Genomic DNA, 16593 nt, shown 5'->3' with positions numbered 1-16593 from the left:
CGATTCCATCATTACGGCGGGCCGGCGATTCCCGTTCCATCCGCATCAGGGGCTGAATTCCTGGCATTTTGCTCAAGCAGCCTGTTATCCTGCACCCCTCCCAGTGAAAAAGAATCGGCAGCTTGGGACTCATTCGCAAGTGGAGGAAGCTGGTCTTGCTGATCGTTAGCTGCAGCGGACGTTGCGGTTCCTGCTTGTTTCAAATCGCCAAACATCGGTTCAGGCTGACTCACGGGAGCACTCGAGGCCGGATATGCATTTTCATTCAGATAGGATAAGCTCGACTGGGAATCGGCAAAGCTTTGAGCCTGTCTCTGCCTTCCGTCCGATGTTGATTTCGCCAAATCCTTTTCCAATGAAGTTCGCAGAGCTTCGGACAATTTTTGCTCCGCTTTCTTGACGATGTTCGGATTACTGGCTATCAGCTTGAGCACTTCGGTATTAACCGGATACGTCGGAATCGCTTTGTCCTGCATCTGAGGCTCTACATAGGTGACCGCATACAGCTTGGCATCATGCATGTAAGCATCCACCATGGCACTGGAGAAAGAAAGGATTTCCTGCTCGTTCAACGTGATCCATATTGAAGGACTGGCCAGCTTGTCGATTGTTTTCTTGGGCAAGACAATGTAATCCTGTCCAGTAGGAAACTGGATGCGTACGTCGATCACCTCATGCTCCACTAAATTCGAGGGCAAAGCGACTACCTGCAGCTCCCTGTTTCTTAGATCGGCTGCCAGCGGCTCCTTGTCGTAAATCATGGCATCCGTCAGTGCGGTCCCTTTCTTCAGCTCGATCTTGGCTATTTTCACATCTTTCTCCCCGCCGTTTTGAATCAGGTTTACCGGAGCAGCTCCAAGAGGGAGCTTCACCTGTACCAAATCCTTGGTTGTAATGGCTTCTCCGGCCGCGATATCCCTGGCGAGAACCCAACTGGAAGGCATCTGTTTTTCTTCTTCCGAACGAGCCTGCTCAATTTTGGCGATCTGTGCGCGATAATCCGCCTTCAGCCGGGCTTCTCTCGCATGGTGCTGCACGCTGCTGAATATCGCATATCCCGCAAACACAACTCCCATGACGGCGGCTCCAGACAGGGCCGCATAGAGCATATGCCTCGTTCGCTGTCTCAGCTTTGACATGTACCTGCTCATTCTCCTCTCTTATATTCCGAAGTCAGCTGAGTCCAAACCTGAATTTTCTCCTCCGCTGAATTCCGGTCAATGTCCCTTGAAAAATATGGTGCAAGGCCCGATCCATCTCTTCGCTTTGATCAAACGGATCCATCTGCAAGGGCAAGGAGAAAACCCTGGTCGTATTCAGCTGCTTGCGAAGCCGATGAACGGCGTCCGATTGGGCCAGCGGCAGAAAATACATCCACTTCTGCTGCGGATATCTCGACAATCCCCGTACCATGTCCATCACATCCTGCTGCCTCCATTCCGCACCTGAAGCTACCACGATGGAGACGTCAGCTCTTAGAAACTCCTCGAACCGTTCCCTTTCCCGGTAAGTGCCCAAGTCGATGACCACATAGCTGTAGCTTCCGGAAAGCAGCATGATTACGTCTGCTCTCGCAGTCTGCCGCCAATAGTCCACGCCGTTCACTTCAAACTTGCGATTCCCTGATCCATGACCTCCCCGCTCTCCATCAACAATCTGCTGAATTCTCCGAAAAGCCGGGGATTTGACGTTCATTTCTACCAGCGCTACCTTGCCTTGGCCGCGAGCCAGAAAGTGGCTGATTGCTATGGCCGTATGCGTCGTGCCCGTTCCGCTTCCCGCTCCCAACACCGCAATGACTTGCGTGCCTGGCTTGCCTGTTAAGCCGCGTATTCGCTTCGGATCGGTAGCAAGCTCCTGGCGAGCGGCCGTTCCCAGCTCTTTCCGGACTTGACGGGCCGACACATAGCGATCCTCAGGTCTAAGCTGCAGGAGCTTGCGGATGATCGGAACCAGACTGCGCGGCAGGTCGGCACGGAAGCTTTTCGCCGCTTGATCCGACCATTCGGTATATTCGCCGGCGGTTGATAGATAGAGGAGAATCGCCCCGAGTCCGTACAGATCGGTTCGGGCATCGCTTTGCCCCGAGCCGTATTGCTCTGGAGCCGCAAATCCGACCGTCCCCAGCTTGACCGTGTCCTGTGACTGCTCCTGCTTATAATTCCGGGCAATGCCAAAATCGATTAGCCTGAGTTCCAGATGCTCCGAAACCATAATGTTCGACGGTTTCAAATCCCTGAAAATGATCACCGGATCATGCGTATGCAAATAATCCAGAACCTCCAGCAGCTGATCCGCAATCTGAACGATAAATTCGCCGGGAATCCTGCCGCGATAACCATGAAAGTATTTCTCCAACGTAATCCCTTGGATGTAATCCATTACCAGATAGGTATATCCGTCATCATCCGGTGGAAAAAAATCAACAATTCTCGGAAGTCTTGCATGGCTCAATGAAATCAGCAGCTGCGCTTCTTCCCTGATGCTGCTATGCTGCTTCGGATCGGAAATGCTTTCTTTGATCGCCCACAGCTTGCCGGGGAGCTTCAAATCTTCAACCAGATAAACATGGCTCATTCCGCCTTCACCAATTTTACGGATAACCTCGTATCTCCCCCCAATCGTCAGTCCGATATGCAGCTTGGAAGGATGATCCATCTCGTTCCCCCGCTTTCTTAGACACAAAACAAAAAGGGAAAGCCTCCGGGAGCGGCCGATTACGGAAATCCGTAATGCCTTACTCCGGGATGCTTTCCCTTTATTTATGTCAGGATGAATTTGGTATCATTATATAGCAATGGCAATATCTGTGTAAAGATCTATTTTCAAGTTCATGACTCGCTTGATTTCAGCAGCCATAACATTCACTCCATTAATATTTAATCATATAAAGCGTGATTTCATCCCGATTATGGAACAACTGCTTCGCCCGCTGAATTTGCATATCTGCTGCTTCGAACGAGGATATGACGTCATCGATCAGCGCCATCGGCTTTTTGTGCATCAGCTTAACCGTGACGACCGCTGTCCCTCCCGTTCTTAAGCTTGGAAGCAGCTCCGTTACCAGCTTGACCATCTGCTTGGGGCTCCAGCTCATATCGCAAACCAGCAAATCAAACTCGCCGTCTTGGAACTGTACCTCAGACGCATTTTTTTTGTAAATGCGCAGCGAAGGATGCTGCTGCAGTGATTCATGCATAAGAGCAGGGTCCACCGCCGTGACTCGCAGTCCACGCTCAAGCAGGAATGATGTCCAGCCTCCAGGTGCCGCGCCAATATCAAGACCGGTATCAAACGAAGCAAAATCGATACCGAAGCTTTGTTCAGCCTCCAGCAGCTTGAATTTCGCCCGTGAGATCTGTCCTTCCTCCCGCTGAAACCGGATAGCGCCGCCGCTCCAATCAGACAAGTTATTCACAGGCTCAGACACGCCGACATACATTCGATCTTCAGCCGCAAACACGGATATCACCCAGACCGCATCGCGCACAACAAATTCAGCGCTTAGCCCTGTAAGCATGCTTTGAATGCTTTCCCGCAGCTGCCCGGCGCTTTCCTCCAGTATGCTGCTATCCGCTTTTCTTACCTGCAGGGATACTTTTGCACCGTGAAGCTTGTCCTGATGCATCAAATACTGCACCAGCTGTTCAAAAGCGTTATCCGCCTCTGCATTCAGTTCAAGCTGTACGGGCTGAAGATGCCGCAAAAAGATAGGGGGATTGCTGACGATCATATCCACCGCCCGATCGGCTCCCTCAAACAGCGTTACCAAGAAGGTTTCGCCGGAAATCAGCGTTCTGCTCTTCAGCTTGCCGAATCTGCGCCGGAGCTCCTCCTGCGCATAGGGAGCAAAGCCATGGTTCGCCGTGCAGATGAACCGGGATGCTTCGTTGTTCATTTCTTCGGTTTGTAATAGTTTATCATCCAAAATGGATTACCCTCCAGAAACCACTTTAATCCAAGGCCGGCCGCCGTCCCATTCGATCCTTGCCGGAATATCGTAGGTTTGTTTTATCGTTTCATCGTTTAGAACCGTTTCTTTCGGACCTGCTGCCGCGATTTTGCCATCACGGATCAATGCCGTATGCGTAAACATCGGCATGATTTCCTCTACGTGATGCGTCACATAGACAACCATGATATCCAGATCACCTAGTCGTTCGACCTCCGCCAGCATTTTCTCGCGCTCATACAAGTCCAGGCCGGCACAAGGCTCGTCCATAATCAGCAGCTTGGGCTCGGTCATCAGACTGCGCGCCAGCATGACTTTTTTTCGTTCACCTTGCGACAAGGTCCCGAGCGGATGGTAAGACAGCTTACCCAAATTCATTTCTTCCAAAAGCTTCAGGGCCCGTGCTTTGACTTCCTCAGGAATTTCCTGATAAAAGCGCAGAAACGCATAGGCTCCGGTTGCGACAACCTCCCATACCGGATCGCTGAGGTTCAGCTTCTCAAGCAAATTCGGGCTGATATAGCCGATTTCCTTACGGACTTCACGCACATCGCATTCACCGTAAAGGTTGCCAAGTACCTCAATCCGGCCTTCGCTTGGAAAAAGATATCCCGTAAGCATCTCGAGAATCGTCGTTTTGCCCGAGCCGTTCCGTCCCAGAATGACCCAGTTTTCCCCCTTTTTCATTTCGAGAGATACATGATCCAAAATTTGATTTTCTTCTCTCCGCAATGAAACATCCCGCATCGATATCATCAGAGCACTCCCCTTATCTGAGCTAAAAGGTCGGCGACCGACCCCATGGAATATACGACCTCAGGCTTGCGGCTCCGCTGGGCATCGGTGATTAAGAGCGCCGGAACGCTGCGGATCTTGTACTGCTCCACGACTTTTGGCAGCATGTTCACATCCGCTTCAGCAATAATCCCTTCGGGCAGCATATGCTCCGTAACCTCCAGCATGCGCCGCGCAACCTTGCAAGTCCCGCAAAACGGAGTATGCATAAAGACCGCAAGCGGCTTGCCCTTGCTCCACAGCTCTTCAAGCAGCTGCTTTTCGTCAAGCTGCCTCATGCCTTCCCCTCCTCTGCAATGCGCAATAGCATCTCGGGAGGGATCGGTCCATTATGCAGCTTAACATGCCCGGGGACAGACTGGTACAAAAGCTCGTACATTTCCTTCTTTCCCCACATGCTGGACGTATGCAAAAAGATTTCCTTAGGAAACCGCTGCATCGAGATCATCCCAAGCACCACGGATTTACCTGTAGGTTCACCGGGGCCAAGATCGTAGTCAAGCGATAAAATGTCGACCTCGCACTCCCCAAGCATCAGGAGGCACTCCTCAGCATTTTTGGCCAGAGCGAATCCTTGCGGACAACGCCGGCAATCATCCAGAAATACATGTATCACAGCCGTTTCCCCTTTCTCCCGGCCTTCACGTTGTCAAAAGACAGGCTTTATCTCAACTTTGCCTGATCCAAAGCCCGGTTTATCGATTCGATTTCATCCCGGTGGGTTCCATCGCTTCCTGCCTCCGTCTCCAAAATCACAGGTTTGTGCTGAAATTCCGGATAGGAAAGCAGTTTGACTATGCCATCCATGCCAATATACCCTTCACCGGCGCGGGCATGCCGATCCTTGCCCGATCCTGACGGATACTTGGAATCGTTCAAATGGACGGCCGCAAGCTGTTTCCAATAGCCCAACTCGCGGCCGCGTTCCATAAAATGCTCCGTCTGACCGGGAATCCATGTATTCGAGGCAAAGGCATGGCAGGTGTCCAGGCAAAAAGCGATTTTTTGCGGCTCATCCGCCAAATTGCGGACGTTGGCCAGCTCCTCCAATGTGATTCCCATCGAACCGGGCTGTCCCGCCTGGTTTTCCAGAAGGATTTTGGCTTTGCCCTGCCAATCCGCCAGTGTTTCATTTAAACATTGTATTATATTTTTATAGCCTTGTAACGGGTCCGCGCTTTTTAAATGACCGAAATGTACGACAATTCCGATAGACCCGCAGGCTTCGGCGATCATCAGGTCATTTTTCAGGGAAGCCACGGTAGCCTCATAAAGGTCTCTTCCACGCGTAGCGCCCGCAGCGATGTTGACCGGATACGGTGTGTGGGCAATGCTCGGAAGCCCTTTTTCAAGGCAAAAACGCAAGCAATCCGCCGCAGCGGCAGTATCGAGCTCTTTCCATGCCAAGCTGCGCGGATTTTTAGGAAAATATTGAAAAGACACGGCTCCCATATCCCATGCCCGCCTGGCCGCTCTCCCGAAACCGCCGCGGGTACTGACATGACAGCCGATCCAAATGTTACTGCTCATGCTGGCAGGACGGGCAGAAAAACGCTTTGCGTCCTGTCAATTCCACTTTGTTTACCACCCCGCTGCAGCGTACGCAGCTTTCCCCTTCCCGGTCGTAAACGTTGCACATCTCATCATACCCGCCGGTCACCGCATCGCCTTCCATAAAAGGCGCTTCCATATAGCCGCCATGCTCCAGCGCCTCCGTAAGAACCTTGACAGCAGCATCATATAAACGGCCCACGGCTTCCGCGGAAAGCTCCTGTATTTTGGCGGAGGGCAGCAATCCTGCTTCAAACGCGATTTCATCCGCGTAACAGTTGCCGATGCCCGCAATCACATGCTGATTGACGAGCAGGCTTTTCAAAGCCCCGCGACGCCCTTTCAGCAGCTCAATAAAACGCTCCTTGCTCATGCGGCGGTCAATCAGCTCCGGCCCTAACGGCTTCAGCGCCTCCTCCACCTCTTTGGCGGTCAGCAGATGAAGATAACCGAGCCGAAGCCCTATGAAGAACAGGGTATGCTGTCCAAACGTAATTTCCACCTGGGTACTCCGGTCGGGCCGGTCCTCGTCGCTACCATAGTATAGCAATCCGCCAAGCATCAGATGAAGCAGGAGACGGCGGCCATTGTTCATGTGGAAAATCAGATGCTTTCCCCGTCTCTCCACAAAAATGGCACGCAGTCCCAAGAGCTCCTGTGTAAACTGGTCCGCAGGCACGTTCAGGGACTTCTCCCGGTTGACCACGACCTGGGTAATCGGTTGGTTTATGATGTACTCCGAAAGAAGTCTTCGGTAATTTTCCATTTCCGGCAGTTCCGGCATTGATTCATCGATCCTTTCGTATACAGCAATGATGGTCTGCATCTATTTGGGCGTTCTATGCTCGCGTAGTTAAAAGCTCCGTTAATTCGTACAATTCTTTGCAGATGATATCCGGTTCAAGCCCTGCTGCCTGTATATTCGCTTGCAGGTTTTCCTCCGTCGTCAACCCGGTCAGCACTAGAATGGTCTGGCAACCGGCTGCAGCTCCTGCGGCAATATCCGTACGCATGTTATCTCCGATCACAGTCGCTTCCGCTGGAGAGATTCCCAGCCGATCCGTGGCATACTTCATGAGGTGGCTCGCCGGTTTGCCGATGATGACGGGCTCGGCAGCTGCCGCAGCTTGAATCGAGGCACTTAAAGCACCAGCTCCCGGCACCAGTCCCCGATCCGATGGAAGCAGCAGATCCGGATTGGTCAGCACGTAGTTCGCCCCTTCGCGAATCCAGTGAACGGCCTGTGCCAAGGTTTCGTACGTAAACGAACGATCGATCCCCTGCACGACATATTGCGGCTTCTCTACCACGATGCGCAAGCCTGCCTGCAGCAGGGCTTGCCGGAGTCCTTCTTCTCCTAGCATAGCCACCGCGGCTCCTGGAGATTCTTCGCCGATATATTTCGCTGCCGCGAGCGAGGAGGTGCATACCTCCTCAGCTGACGCGGGTATTCCCATCTCGCTCAAGTGCTTGGCTACGCCTTCTGCTGTCCGGGAAGAATTGTTGGTAACGAACATATAAGGGATATGACGTTCTTTTAACGCTTGAATCAGCGTATCCGCCCCGGGTATGCGGTTGATTCCATGATACAAAGTTCCATCCAGGTCAATGAGCAGCCCCTTGGTTGCTTTATACTGTGTCATTTTTGCGCCTCTTTCTGCTTAGACAGATCCATAGGATCAGGCAATCATGAATTAGCAAGAGAATATCCATGCGATGCTATTTCCCGCTTTTAGCCAGGAAATTTCTCCTTCGAAGCGGATATTCCCCTTATTTCCTGCGATAATGCACATTCTATTTTAAGAAAAATGAAGAAACGCCGCAACTCATTCCAGCATTCTTTCGAAAAACGCGACGTATTTGACACTTTTTCTCCGCCGTTCGTCAAAGTACATAGGCTGGCAGCACTTTTTGAACGCAAAAAATTATGCCTGATGTCACTTCCTGCGCTTTCCCGGAAAATAATCCGTCCACTCTCGCTCCGCATTTTACCGGTCTGCTATATAGAATGAACTAAAGAAATGAAAGTTACAGGCCGCAATGGGCCGTTATATCAGGAAGTTCAATGAAAAACTTTAGTTCAATCTATACAGCTAAAAAAAGCTCCGGCCGGAGCTTTTCGTTTCCTTCTTCAGTTTTTAACGTGAACTTAGGTATGCCTTTGAACCGGGAATAAAACCAGTTCTTCCGCCAGCAAGGTATTCGGAAATACCGTCCGTGCTTCGTCAAGCAGCGGCTGCAAATGCTCCATGTCTTTATATCGGGAGCTGAAATGCGTCAGAATCAACGCTTTGGCCCCAGCCCGCAGCGCAGCTTCCGCCGCTTGAACCGAAGTGCAGTGATGATAATTATAAGCTGATTCCTTTAAATCATCCATGAATGTCGCTTCATGAACGAGCAAATCCGCATCGCGCGCCAGGGTCAGCACGTTGTCGCAAGGACGGGTATCCCCGAGGATCGTTACGACCCGGCCCTTTTTAGGCGATCCCAAAACATCTTCCGGCTTCAACATCCGGCCATCGCCCAGATCGATGCTTTCTCCGCGTTTAAGCTTGCCGTACACAGGACCCGGTTTAAGCCCATACTCGGACATCCGCTTCAGATCAAGGCTTCCGGCTTTATCTTTTTCAGTAATACGATAGCCATAACTATCCACCCGGTGGTCTAGCAGCAGCGATTCGACTGTAAATTCCTGATCCTCGTATACAGTTCCCCCCGTGTGTTCGACCACCTCAAGCTCGTATTCGATTCGGGACTGGCTGAGCGTCAGGCTGACATCTATAAACTGCTTTAGTCCCGGTGGACCGTACATGGTCAGCTTCGTCGTACCGCCTTGATAAGCTCGACTGGACAGTAATCCCGGCAGGCCGAAAATATGATCGCCGTGCAAATGGGTGACAAAGATTTTTTCCAGCTTGCTGAGCTTTAACGAAGATCGCAAAATCTGGTGCTGCGTTGCCTCTCCGCAGTCAAACAGCCAAAACGTGCGCCGTTCTTCGAACATGCGCAGCGCCATGGACGTTACGTTGCGCTGCAGCGAGGGCACTCCAGCATTGGTCCCCAAAAATTCAAGTTCCATCACAAGCAACCTTCTTTCTATGTATGTCAAAAAGCGAAAAAGAGCTGCTGCTTCATAAAATGAACTCAAGCTGTGTTCTTCTTCGCCATGAATTTTGGGTGTCATCAGGGAAGAAGCTACTTTTCTTTCGTTCAATTTACATTTAACAGCAAGCAGCATCCTTTTATACGCTATTCAGGATTTGTCGGCAAAAAAACCTCCAGAAGCGGAGGATTTTTTGCTCGTATCACCTCTATGAAGAGTATATCATTTAGCCTTGTCCACATTAAAGTAACGGGCTTCCGGATGGGCAAACACCATAGCCGATACCGATGCTTCCGGCTCCATCATGAAGCCTTCCGTAAGCTGAACGCCGATATCTTCCGGTTTCATCAGATTAAATAACGGCTCCTGATCTTCCAGATCCGGACAAGCCGGATACCCGAAGGAAACTCGAATCCCTTGATAGCGGGCCCCATGGCGCTGCTTCATGGTCATATCGGCAGGATCCGGGAAGCCCCAGCTGTCCCGCATGATGTGATGGACCCGCTCCGCAAGCGCTTCGGCTGTCTCGAGCGCCACCGATTGAAGGACATGGGAGCGAAGGTAATCGCCTTTATCCTTCCATTCGGAAGCCAGCTTGGAAATCCCCTGCCCGGCTGTCACCACCAAGAAACCTACGTAATCCATCTGTCCGCTGTCCTTGGATTTCAGGAAATCCGCCAAGCACAGGAAAGGCGGCACGTTTTGCCTTGGAAAGCTGAACGTATGAAGCACCTTCGTCGTATCCTCGGGATCGTATATGACAATATCATTTCCCCGGGATTGGGCCGGGAAGAAACGATACATCGCATGAGCCTGAATAATGCCTTCCTTCGATGCTTGATCAAGAATGCTGTCCACCGTTGCTTTCAGTTCGACCGCCTTCTCGTTGCCATCGGCCAGCAGCTGTTCCACCTGTCCCCTCAGCCCCAAATGATGACCAAGGAGCATCTGCATATTCATATACGGAACGATATGCTTGATCGGGTAGTTCCGGATAATATGACGCTCCATATCCGGCGGATTAAACACCGGCACATCCGTCGATACGCTGGACTTGGCCGCTCTGGTCGGTTCCGGCATGGCCTTCGGCTTTTCGACTTCAGCAGCCAGCGCTTCGAGCTCAGCCTGCATTTCAACCTGCATCAGCTCACGCTGGATGGGATCCATCAGCTTATTGGCCAGATCCAAACCGTCCATGGCATCCTTGGCGTACACGACCATGCCTTCGTATTCAGGACGGATCCGGGTTTTCGTAAATTTACGGGTCAGCGCAGCTCCGCCCACCATGATCGGAACGTCGACTCCTGCATTTTTCAAATCCTGCGCGGTAAGAACCATCTGCTGTGCAGACTTGACCAGAAGGCCGGATAAGCCGATCATATCCGCTTTCTCTCTGCGGTAGGCTTCAATGATGGTTTCCGGTGCTACTTTTATACCCAGATTGACGATCTGGTAACCGTTATTCGAAAGGATAATTTCTACCAGATTTTTCCCGATGTCATGCACGTCGCCTTTCACGGTGGCCAGAAGCATTTTGCCTTTCACGGAGGATTCATTCTTTTCCATGAACTGCTCCAAATAGGACACGGAGGCTTTCATTACTTCGGCGCTCTGCAGTACTTCGGCCACGATCAGCTCGTTGTTGTTGAACAGACGCCCAACCTCGGACATGCCTTCCATCAACGGACCGTTAATGATTTCGAGCGCTCCGTATTTTTGCAGGGCTGCTTCCAAATCAGGGATAAGCCCTTCCTTGGAGCCCTCGACGACGTATGAAGCCAGCCGCTCCTCCAGCGACAGATTGGACAACTTTTCCTTCTTCTCGACTTTCTTGTTACGGAATGCCGCAACAAAGGAGGCCAGTGTTTCATCATTTGTATCGTAGATCAAGGCTTCCGCAAGCTTGCGTTCTTCCTCCGGAATCGAAGCATATCGTTCCAGCTTCTCCGTGTTCACGATCGCATAATCCAGTCCCGCTTTCGTGCATTCGTATAAAAAGACCGAGTTCAGAACCTCACGCCCGGCTTCCGGAAGACCAAAGGACACGTTGCTGACCCCAAGAATCGTCTGGCATTCCGGCAAAGCTTCCTTAATAAGGCGGATCCCTTCAATCGTCTCCTTCGCGGAGCCGAGATACTGCTCATCGCCTGTACCTACCGGAAAGACCAGCGTATCGAAAATCAAATCTTCCGCTTTCAAATGGTATTTGTTCACCAGCAGATCGTAGGATCGTTTGGCTACCTTTAATTTGTCATCCCGATGAATCGCCTGTCCCGTCTCATCGATCGTTCCGACGACGACCGCCGCGCCGTATTTATGAATGAGCGGCGTCACCCGCTCGAATTTTTCTTCACCATCTTCAAGATTAATGGAGTTAATAATCGCTTTGCCCTGGGAATAACTGAGCGCAAGATCGATCACTTCCGCGTCCGTGGTGTCGATCATCAGCGGCACTTTGACCTTCTTCACGACGAGCTCGAGAAACTGCTTCATGTCCTCCGCTTCATCGCGATCAGGGTCCTGAACGCACACATCGATCACATGAGCTCCGTTTTTCACTTGTGCGCGGGCAATTTCCGAGGCTTCCTCGTATTTGCCTTCCACAATGAGACGCTTGAATTTGCGCGAGCCGAGCACATTCGTACGTTCCCCTACCATATACGGCCGGTTGTCGGATTCAATATAGACCGGATCTATCCCCGAAATGGCCGGCGAATGGGTTCCTTCCATTGGACGCGGATCATACTGGCTCATCACATCGGACAAAGCCCGAATATGATCCGGGGTCGTGCCGCAGCAGCCGCCCGCGATGTTCAACCAGCCCTGCTTTGCGAAATCCTCCATTTTACGGGCAAGCGAATCCGGTGATTCGTGATAATGCCCGTTTTCGTCCGGCAGACCCGCATTTGGATAACAGCTGACTGCCGTCTTGGCCATAGCCGACAAAGAGCGGATATGATCGCGCATGAATTCCGGTCCTGTCGCGCAGTTCAATCCCACCGAAACCGGGTTCAAATGCTCCAATGAAATATAGAAGGCCTCGATGTTTTGCCCTGCAAGCGTCGTTCCCATCGGTTCAATCGTACCGGAAATCATCACCGGCAGCGTGATGCCGCTGTGATCGAATGCCCGCCGAATCCCGATGCTCCCCGCTTTGACGTTGAGCGTATCCTGACTCGTCTCAAGGAGCAGTGCGTCAACGCGCCCCTCAATTAAAGCGTAGGCCTGTTCTTCATAGCTGTGAATCAGTTCCTCGAACGTAACTCCGCCAGTGACCGAGAGCGTCTTGGTCGTCGGGCCCATGGCCCCGATAACATACCTCGGCTTGTCCGGCGTGCTGAATTTGTCGGCTGCCCGGCGGGCGATCTCCGCTGCCTTCAGGTTTATCTCTCTCGCTTTTTCGGGTATATCATATTCCGCAAGCACAACGGAAGTTGCGCCAAACGTATTCGTTTCAATTAAATCTGCTCCCGCTTCCAGATATTTTTCATGAATTTCTTCAATTACATCCGGACGCGTCAGCACCAGCATTTCATTACAGCCTTCGAGCTCGTCCCCCCCAAAATCCTCTGGACCAAGCTGGACCTGCTGGATCATGGTGCCCATTGCGCCATCGAGTATCAATATTCGTTGTTTCATTATTTCCTGCAAGCCAGGTCTGTTCATGTTATTTCCTCCCTGCAAAACGTTAGCTCTTAGTTTAACAGAATCCTATCTATTAGAAAAGTGCCAGAAAACGCTCTACCCCTACACCTAAAAAGGAATACGACATCGACAAAGGTGAAGGGGTTCGTTATAATATAAATTAATCCAAGTGGAAAAGAGGGGTAACCAATGGCTGAAATCGTTATTCGTAACACGAACGAAAGAATCTCTGGAGACGAAAACGTTCGTGATTTTTTAAACAAACAAAATGTATTATATGAAAAATGGGACGCTTCCAAGCTTCCTGCCGAGCTGCAGGATAACTTTCAATTGACGGATGATCAAAAAAATCAGATCCTCAGCGTCTACGACGAAGAGATTCGCGATTTGGCCGCGCGCCGCGGTTATCAAATTTGGGACGTCATCACGCTGTCCGATGCAACCCCGAATCTGGATGAACTTTTGAATAAATTCGAGGAAGTTCACACGCATACGGAAGATGAAATCCGGGCGATCGTTTCAGGTAAGGGCATCTTCGTTATTAAAGGCAGCGACGACTTGGGTTATTTTGATGTTGAACTTGAAGCCGGTGACGTTATTTCCGTACCTGAGAACACGAACCATTTCTTCACACTCATGGACAACCGTAAAATCATTGCCGTGCGTCTCTTTATCGAAAAGAACGGCTGGGTTGCCTATCCGGTGGAAGATCCTAGCTTTCAAAAGGCCTAATTCATTCATGAGCTGAATGTTTAATAGCATGTAATTTATTAAAAAGAACCTGCCCTTTTCATGACAAAGGCAGGTTCTCTTTTATGTCGCTCCAGCTTCATGCCGGGTGTTATTTGCTGACCGTCAGCTTTTTCGTAGGCATCGTGTGCTGTGGTCCATAGGTTACATGGGAAGTAATGCTGTAGGTTCCGTCGTTCGCGAATGTTTTTTCAAGCACGTATTTTCCATCGCCTTTATTTTCGGCAGCGACCTTTTCATGAGCACTGCTGTCTCCCTCTTTGGCGATTTCAATCATGACTTCATCCGCTTTGTCCACTTTCTTATCCTTCTGGGTCACGTTGACCTCAATGGATACCTGCTGCCCTACTTTCACTTGTTCCGGCGTCCAGCTTAAATCCACGGATAACGGATCCATCATCCCCTCATCCATGTTCATCCCGTCATGGCCGGTATTGCTGCCGCAGCCCGCCAAAGCGAAGACGACTAGCAGCATAACGCCCATCAGCCACCATCTGTTTTTCATATGCTGTCACTCCCTAAGATATCATTGATTATGTATGCTTACGATACCGCAAGCTTTATCTATTATACATGTTTTGTACTCTTTCAAAACACAGGCAAGTTCACAATTTGGTGACAAATGTCACATGATAGTCACACCAGGGTCGCCACAAGACGCCAAAAAGTCTGATTCAGCGCAACAAGGGTACCTGGCTGTATCAGACTTGTCTTGCTTCAAAACTATGAAACCATTCTACAGCCCTTCAAGGATTCCGTGAAGTTCAGAAAGATGCTTGATCTCATAATCCGGTTGGATTTCCGGGTTGTGCGGTCTGTTGTTACGGTTGATCCAAACCGTCTTGATGCCGGCGCTCAAACCGCCCTTGATGTCCGTGGTCAGCTTGTCGCCTACCATGACAGCATCCTGAGGAGAGATGTTCAAACGGGATAGGGCATGCTCGAAAATACTTGTATCCGGTTTTCCTTTGCCGAAGCTGCCGGAGATGATAATTTCGTTAAAATAAGGGATGAGCTCAGGCACACCGTCGAGTTTTTCCTGCTGTAATCCGGGACAGCCATTCGTAAGCAGCAGCAGCTTGTAGTTCCCTTTCAACTCGTCAAGCACCTGAAAGGTCTCTTCATACACATGCGGACGAGAACGTCTTTCTGCTCCGAACTGGTCAGCCAGCTGCTGCGCCAACTGCTCGTCATCTACGCCAAGCGCCTGCAGACCACGGTTCCACGATTCCTTCTGGTAGCTCGGAATCAGCTCGGCCATCCGGCGGAATTCAGGCTGCTGGCCGACTGTAAATTGTCCCCACAGCGCTTCAAAAGGATTGATTCCGATCATTTTGGTAAATGCGTACGTGTCATATGTTTCGTACAACGCTCTTGCCTCACGACGAACCGCGGTTTCAAGCGCGGCAGCATCGACGCCTTTTTGTGCGGCAGCCGTATCGCAAGTGGCGCGGAAAGATTCCTCCACGCTCCGTTCATCCCACAACAGCGTATCATCCAAATCGAAAAACACAGCGGTAGCTCCCATTTTCATCCATCCCTCTCCCGAATGCATTATCTTTTATTTTTCAAATGGAATGTCAAACGTCGTGGCGAAACGCTCGAGCCGTTCACCCATGGCTACCGTATCATAACGGTTGATCAGCCGGGTGAATACCCAGTTGCCGCCTTTGCTGACTTTTCCTTTTTTATTTTTCGATCCTTTAAGCTCAATGACAACCGAACCCGATCCGACTTTGATCATTGCGATCTGATCCGCAGTCAGGCGCCGGTCGCGATTAAATTTGATCGTCGAAATTGAGTTTTTGTCGACCTTAAGAAATGGACGGCGCAAAAAGATGACGACGGCGAGCAACACATACAGTCCAACCACAATCCAGGTTAAGGATGTACTCATCACTGCCTGATCGCTTGCAACGCCAAGCAAAATGTATATGGCCGCTAATGCCACCAGCGTGATCGGAAGGACGAAATTACGGCCTCTGAAAATATCTGCTGACGACGAGCCATTCGACGCATACAGCGACGGTTTCCCCTGCTTTTTACGCTGTTTGTTCACTTGAGCTGTGTTTTTTTGGACCATTCTTTCCCAGGAACGGGACATCGGACTTCCCCCTTAAGCATCCTAATATCATGTATTTTACTTGCCCTTACCGTCCTGCTGGTCTTCTACCCACTCAATCGTCTCCAATTGGGCTTTGAAGTTGCGGCGGACATTTTGAAGATATTGTTCCCGCAGTTTGGCACGTTCCTCTGTTTCTTCCTTGCTCAGCCCCGATTCTTTCAGTTTGCGGGCGAGCTCGTTAATCCGCTGGACTAAGCTGTCGATATCCATACACTACTCCTCCATTACATCAATTCATACCTAACTTTGCCATGAGAAAAAGAGCTTGTCAAGGTATGCACCTTTCCAAGCTCTCAAGCGTGAAAACTATTCATATAAACTATTCATATATAGGAAGAGACAGCACATCTCCGGCTTCAATTTCACTCGTCTTCAAATGATTGGTCTTCTTAATGACCCGAATATAATCCCTTGTATCCATATCCTTCGGTTTATAATCCACGGCAATCTCCCAAAGCGTGTCCCCTCTGGAAATCACCACTTGTTCCATGGGGATTTCATCATGAGCAGATCCGGCAAATACGCGGATCATGCCGGTGCAGCCGGCGATAATGATGACTGCTGCGAGCACAAGCTTCAACAATAAGCGGCGGGAAAACAGCCCAGACATGGTTTGAATCTTTCCTTCAGTGCTCCAATTGCTTCCCGCATGAATAACTTCATTATTATAAA

Annotated in this window: 17 protein-coding genes; 1 reads left to right on the top strand and 16 read right to left on the bottom strand. The window is 50.6% G+C overall.

What is annotated here, in order from left to right; translation table 11 throughout:
- Positions 1–11 precede the first annotated feature (11 nt).
- From PCH05_RS11730 to metH, 11 genes are all read right to left on the bottom strand, one after another.
- Complete coding sequence (locus tag PCH05_RS11730) at positions 12–1139, bottom strand: SAF domain-containing protein (RefSeq protein WP_164766630.1); 1128 nt, start codon at positions 1137–1139, stop codon at positions 12–14.
- Positions 1140–1173: 34 nt separating this feature from the next.
- Positions 1174–2658 (bottom strand): serine/threonine protein kinase, encoded by a 1485-nt coding sequence (locus PCH05_RS11725; protein ID WP_127602576.1) that lies wholly within the window; start codon positions 2656–2658, stop codon positions 1174–1176.
- Positions 2659–2872: 214 nt separating this feature from the next.
- Entirely contained in the window at positions 2873–3898 is a 1026-nt protein-coding gene (locus PCH05_RS11720) for an SAM-dependent methyltransferase (RefSeq protein ID WP_127602616.1), read from the bottom strand.
- A gap of 36 nt (positions 3899–3934) precedes the next feature.
- The gene (locus PCH05_RS11715; protein WP_127602575.1) at positions 3935–4708 is read right to left on the bottom strand and encodes an ABC transporter ATP-binding protein; all 774 of its coding nucleotides are present in this window, start codon (positions 4706–4708) and stop codon (positions 3935–3937) included.
- Positions 4708–5025 carry a thioredoxin family protein gene (locus PCH05_RS11710; protein WP_127602574.1) on the bottom strand — a complete coding sequence of 106 codons (318 nt, stop codon included), beginning with the start codon at positions 5023–5025 and terminating at the stop codon, positions 4708–4710. The genes PCH05_RS11715 and PCH05_RS11710 overlap by 1 nt, the downstream gene beginning before the upstream one ends.
- Positions 5022–5363: a cyclic-phosphate processing receiver domain-containing protein gene (locus PCH05_RS11705; RefSeq protein WP_127602573.1), complete on the bottom strand. Its 342-nt coding sequence runs from the start codon at positions 5361–5363 to the stop codon at positions 5022–5024. Before PCH05_RS11705 ends, PCH05_RS11710 begins: the two co-directional genes overlap by 4 nt.
- A gap of 47 nt (positions 5364–5410) precedes the next feature.
- Complete coding sequence (locus tag PCH05_RS11700) at positions 5411–6277, bottom strand: deoxyribonuclease IV (protein WP_127602572.1); 867 nt, start codon at positions 6275–6277, stop codon at positions 5411–5413.
- Positions 6267–7082 carry an Fpg/Nei family DNA glycosylase gene (locus PCH05_RS11695; protein WP_127602615.1) on the bottom strand — a complete coding sequence of 272 codons (816 nt, stop codon included), beginning with the start codon at positions 7080–7082 and terminating at the stop codon, positions 6267–6269. Before PCH05_RS11695 ends, PCH05_RS11700 begins: the two co-directional genes overlap by 11 nt.
- 55 nt (positions 7083–7137) lie before the next feature.
- Positions 7138–7941: a TIGR01457 family HAD-type hydrolase gene (locus PCH05_RS11690; protein WP_127602571.1), complete on the bottom strand. Its 804-nt coding sequence runs from the start codon at positions 7939–7941 to the stop codon at positions 7138–7140.
- Between the two features lie 506 nt (positions 7942–8447).
- Positions 8448–9377: a ribonuclease Z gene (gene rnz, locus PCH05_RS11685; RefSeq protein ID WP_127602570.1), complete on the bottom strand. Its 930-nt coding sequence runs from the start codon at positions 9375–9377 to the stop codon at positions 8448–8450.
- 246 nt (positions 9378–9623) lie between these two features.
- Complete coding sequence (gene metH / locus PCH05_RS11680; protein ID WP_127602569.1) at positions 9624–13067, bottom strand: methionine synthase; 3444 nt, start codon at positions 13065–13067, stop codon at positions 9624–9626.
- 168 nt (positions 13068–13235) lie between these two features.
- Between metH and mtnD the strand changes: the two genes are divergently transcribed.
- Positions 13236–13778, top strand: coding sequence for an acireductone dioxygenase (gene mtnD / locus PCH05_RS11675; protein WP_127602568.1), 543 nt, complete (start codon positions 13236–13238; stop codon positions 13776–13778).
- Positions 13779–13887: 109 nt separating this feature from the next.
- Here mtnD and PCH05_RS11670 read toward each other — a convergent pair whose 3' ends face one another.
- The 5 genes from PCH05_RS11670 to yneA all read right to left on the bottom strand — a co-directional run bounded on the left by PCH05_RS11670 (position 13888) and on the right by yneA (position 16531).
- Complete coding sequence (locus tag PCH05_RS11670) at positions 13888–14301, bottom strand: FixH family protein (protein WP_127602567.1); 414 nt, start codon at positions 14299–14301, stop codon at positions 13888–13890.
- Positions 14302–14532: 231 nt separating this feature from the next.
- Complete coding sequence (locus PCH05_RS11665; RefSeq protein WP_127602614.1) at positions 14533–15324, bottom strand: HAD family hydrolase; 792 nt, start codon at positions 15322–15324, stop codon at positions 14533–14535.
- A gap of 33 nt (positions 15325–15357) precedes the next feature.
- Positions 15358–15900: a hypothetical protein gene (locus tag PCH05_RS11660; protein ID WP_127602566.1), complete on the bottom strand. Its 543-nt coding sequence runs from the start codon at positions 15898–15900 to the stop codon at positions 15358–15360.
- Positions 15901–15936: 36 nt separating this feature from the next.
- The gene (locus tag PCH05_RS11655) at positions 15937–16131 is read right to left on the bottom strand and encodes a DUF896 domain-containing protein (protein ID WP_127602565.1); all 195 of its coding nucleotides are present in this window, start codon (positions 16129–16131) and stop codon (positions 15937–15939) included.
- Positions 16132–16240: 109 nt separating this feature from the next.
- A complete protein-coding gene (yneA, locus tag PCH05_RS11650; RefSeq protein ID WP_164766629.1) occupies positions 16241–16531 on the bottom strand; it encodes a cell division suppressor protein YneA in 291 nt (96 codons plus the stop codon).
- Between the last annotated feature and the right edge of the window lie 62 nt (positions 16532–16593).

This window comes from Paenibacillus chibensis, from assembly GCF_004001045.1.
Lineage (GTDB): Bacteria > Bacillota > Bacilli > Paenibacillales > Paenibacillaceae > Paenibacillus_AQ > Paenibacillus_AQ chibensis.
Note: the sequence above shows the minus strand (reverse complement) of the source record. Positions and strands in the feature narration are given on the sequence as shown.

Excerpts from the sequence above, each read along its gene's own strand:
- rnz (WP_127602570.1), bottom strand. The coding sequence starts at position 9,377 with ATGGAACTTGAATTTTTGGGGACCAATGCTGGAGTGCCCTCGCTGCAG.
- yneA (WP_164766629.1), bottom strand. The coding sequence starts at position 16,531 with ATGTCTGGGCTGTTTTCCCGCCGCTTATTGTTGAAGCTTGTGCTCGCA.
- PCH05_RS11690 (WP_127602571.1), bottom strand. The coding sequence starts at position 7,941 with ATGACACAGTATAAAGCAACCAAGGGGCTGCTCATTGACCTGGATGGA.
- PCH05_RS11670 (WP_127602567.1), bottom strand. The coding sequence starts at position 14,301 with ATGAAAAACAGATGGTGGCTGATGGGCGTTATGCTGCTAGTCGTCTTC.
- PCH05_RS11655 (WP_127602565.1), bottom strand. The coding sequence starts at position 16,131 with ATGGATATCGACAGCTTAGTCCAGCGGATTAACGAGCTCGCCCGCAAA.
- metH (WP_127602569.1), bottom strand. The coding sequence starts at position 13,067 with ATGAACAGACCTGGCTTGCAGGAAATAATGAAACAACGAATATTGATA.
- PCH05_RS11715 (WP_127602575.1), bottom strand. The coding sequence starts at position 4,708 with ATGATATCGATGCGGGATGTTTCATTGCGGAGAGAAGAAAATCAAATT.
- PCH05_RS11710 (WP_127602574.1), bottom strand. The coding sequence starts at position 5,025 with ATGAGGCAGCTTGACGAAAAGCAGCTGCTTGAAGAGCTGTGGAGCAAG.
- PCH05_RS11725 (WP_127602576.1), bottom strand. The coding sequence starts at position 2,658 with ATGGATCATCCTTCCAAGCTGCATATCGGACTGACGATTGGGGGGAGA.
- PCH05_RS11695 (WP_127602615.1), bottom strand. The coding sequence starts at position 7,082 with ATGCCGGAACTGCCGGAAATGGAAAATTACCGAAGACTTCTTTCGGAG.
- PCH05_RS11665 (WP_127602614.1), bottom strand. The coding sequence starts at position 15,324 with ATGGGAGCTACCGCTGTGTTTTTCGATTTGGATGATACGCTGTTGTGG.
- PCH05_RS11660 (WP_127602566.1), bottom strand. The coding sequence starts at position 15,900 with ATGTCCCGTTCCTGGGAAAGAATGGTCCAAAAAAACACAGCTCAAGTG.
- PCH05_RS11730 (WP_164766630.1), bottom strand. The coding sequence starts at position 1,139 with ATGTCAAAGCTGAGACAGCGAACGAGGCATATGCTCTATGCGGCCCTG.
- mtnD (WP_127602568.1), top strand. The coding sequence starts at position 13,236 with ATGGCTGAAATCGTTATTCGTAACACGAACGAAAGAATCTCTGGAGAC.
- PCH05_RS11700 (WP_127602572.1), bottom strand. The coding sequence starts at position 6,277 with ATGAGCAGTAACATTTGGATCGGCTGTCATGTCAGTACCCGCGGCGGT.
- PCH05_RS11720 (WP_127602616.1), bottom strand. The coding sequence starts at position 3,898 with ATGAACAACGAAGCATCCCGGTTCATCTGCACGGCGAACCATGGCTTT.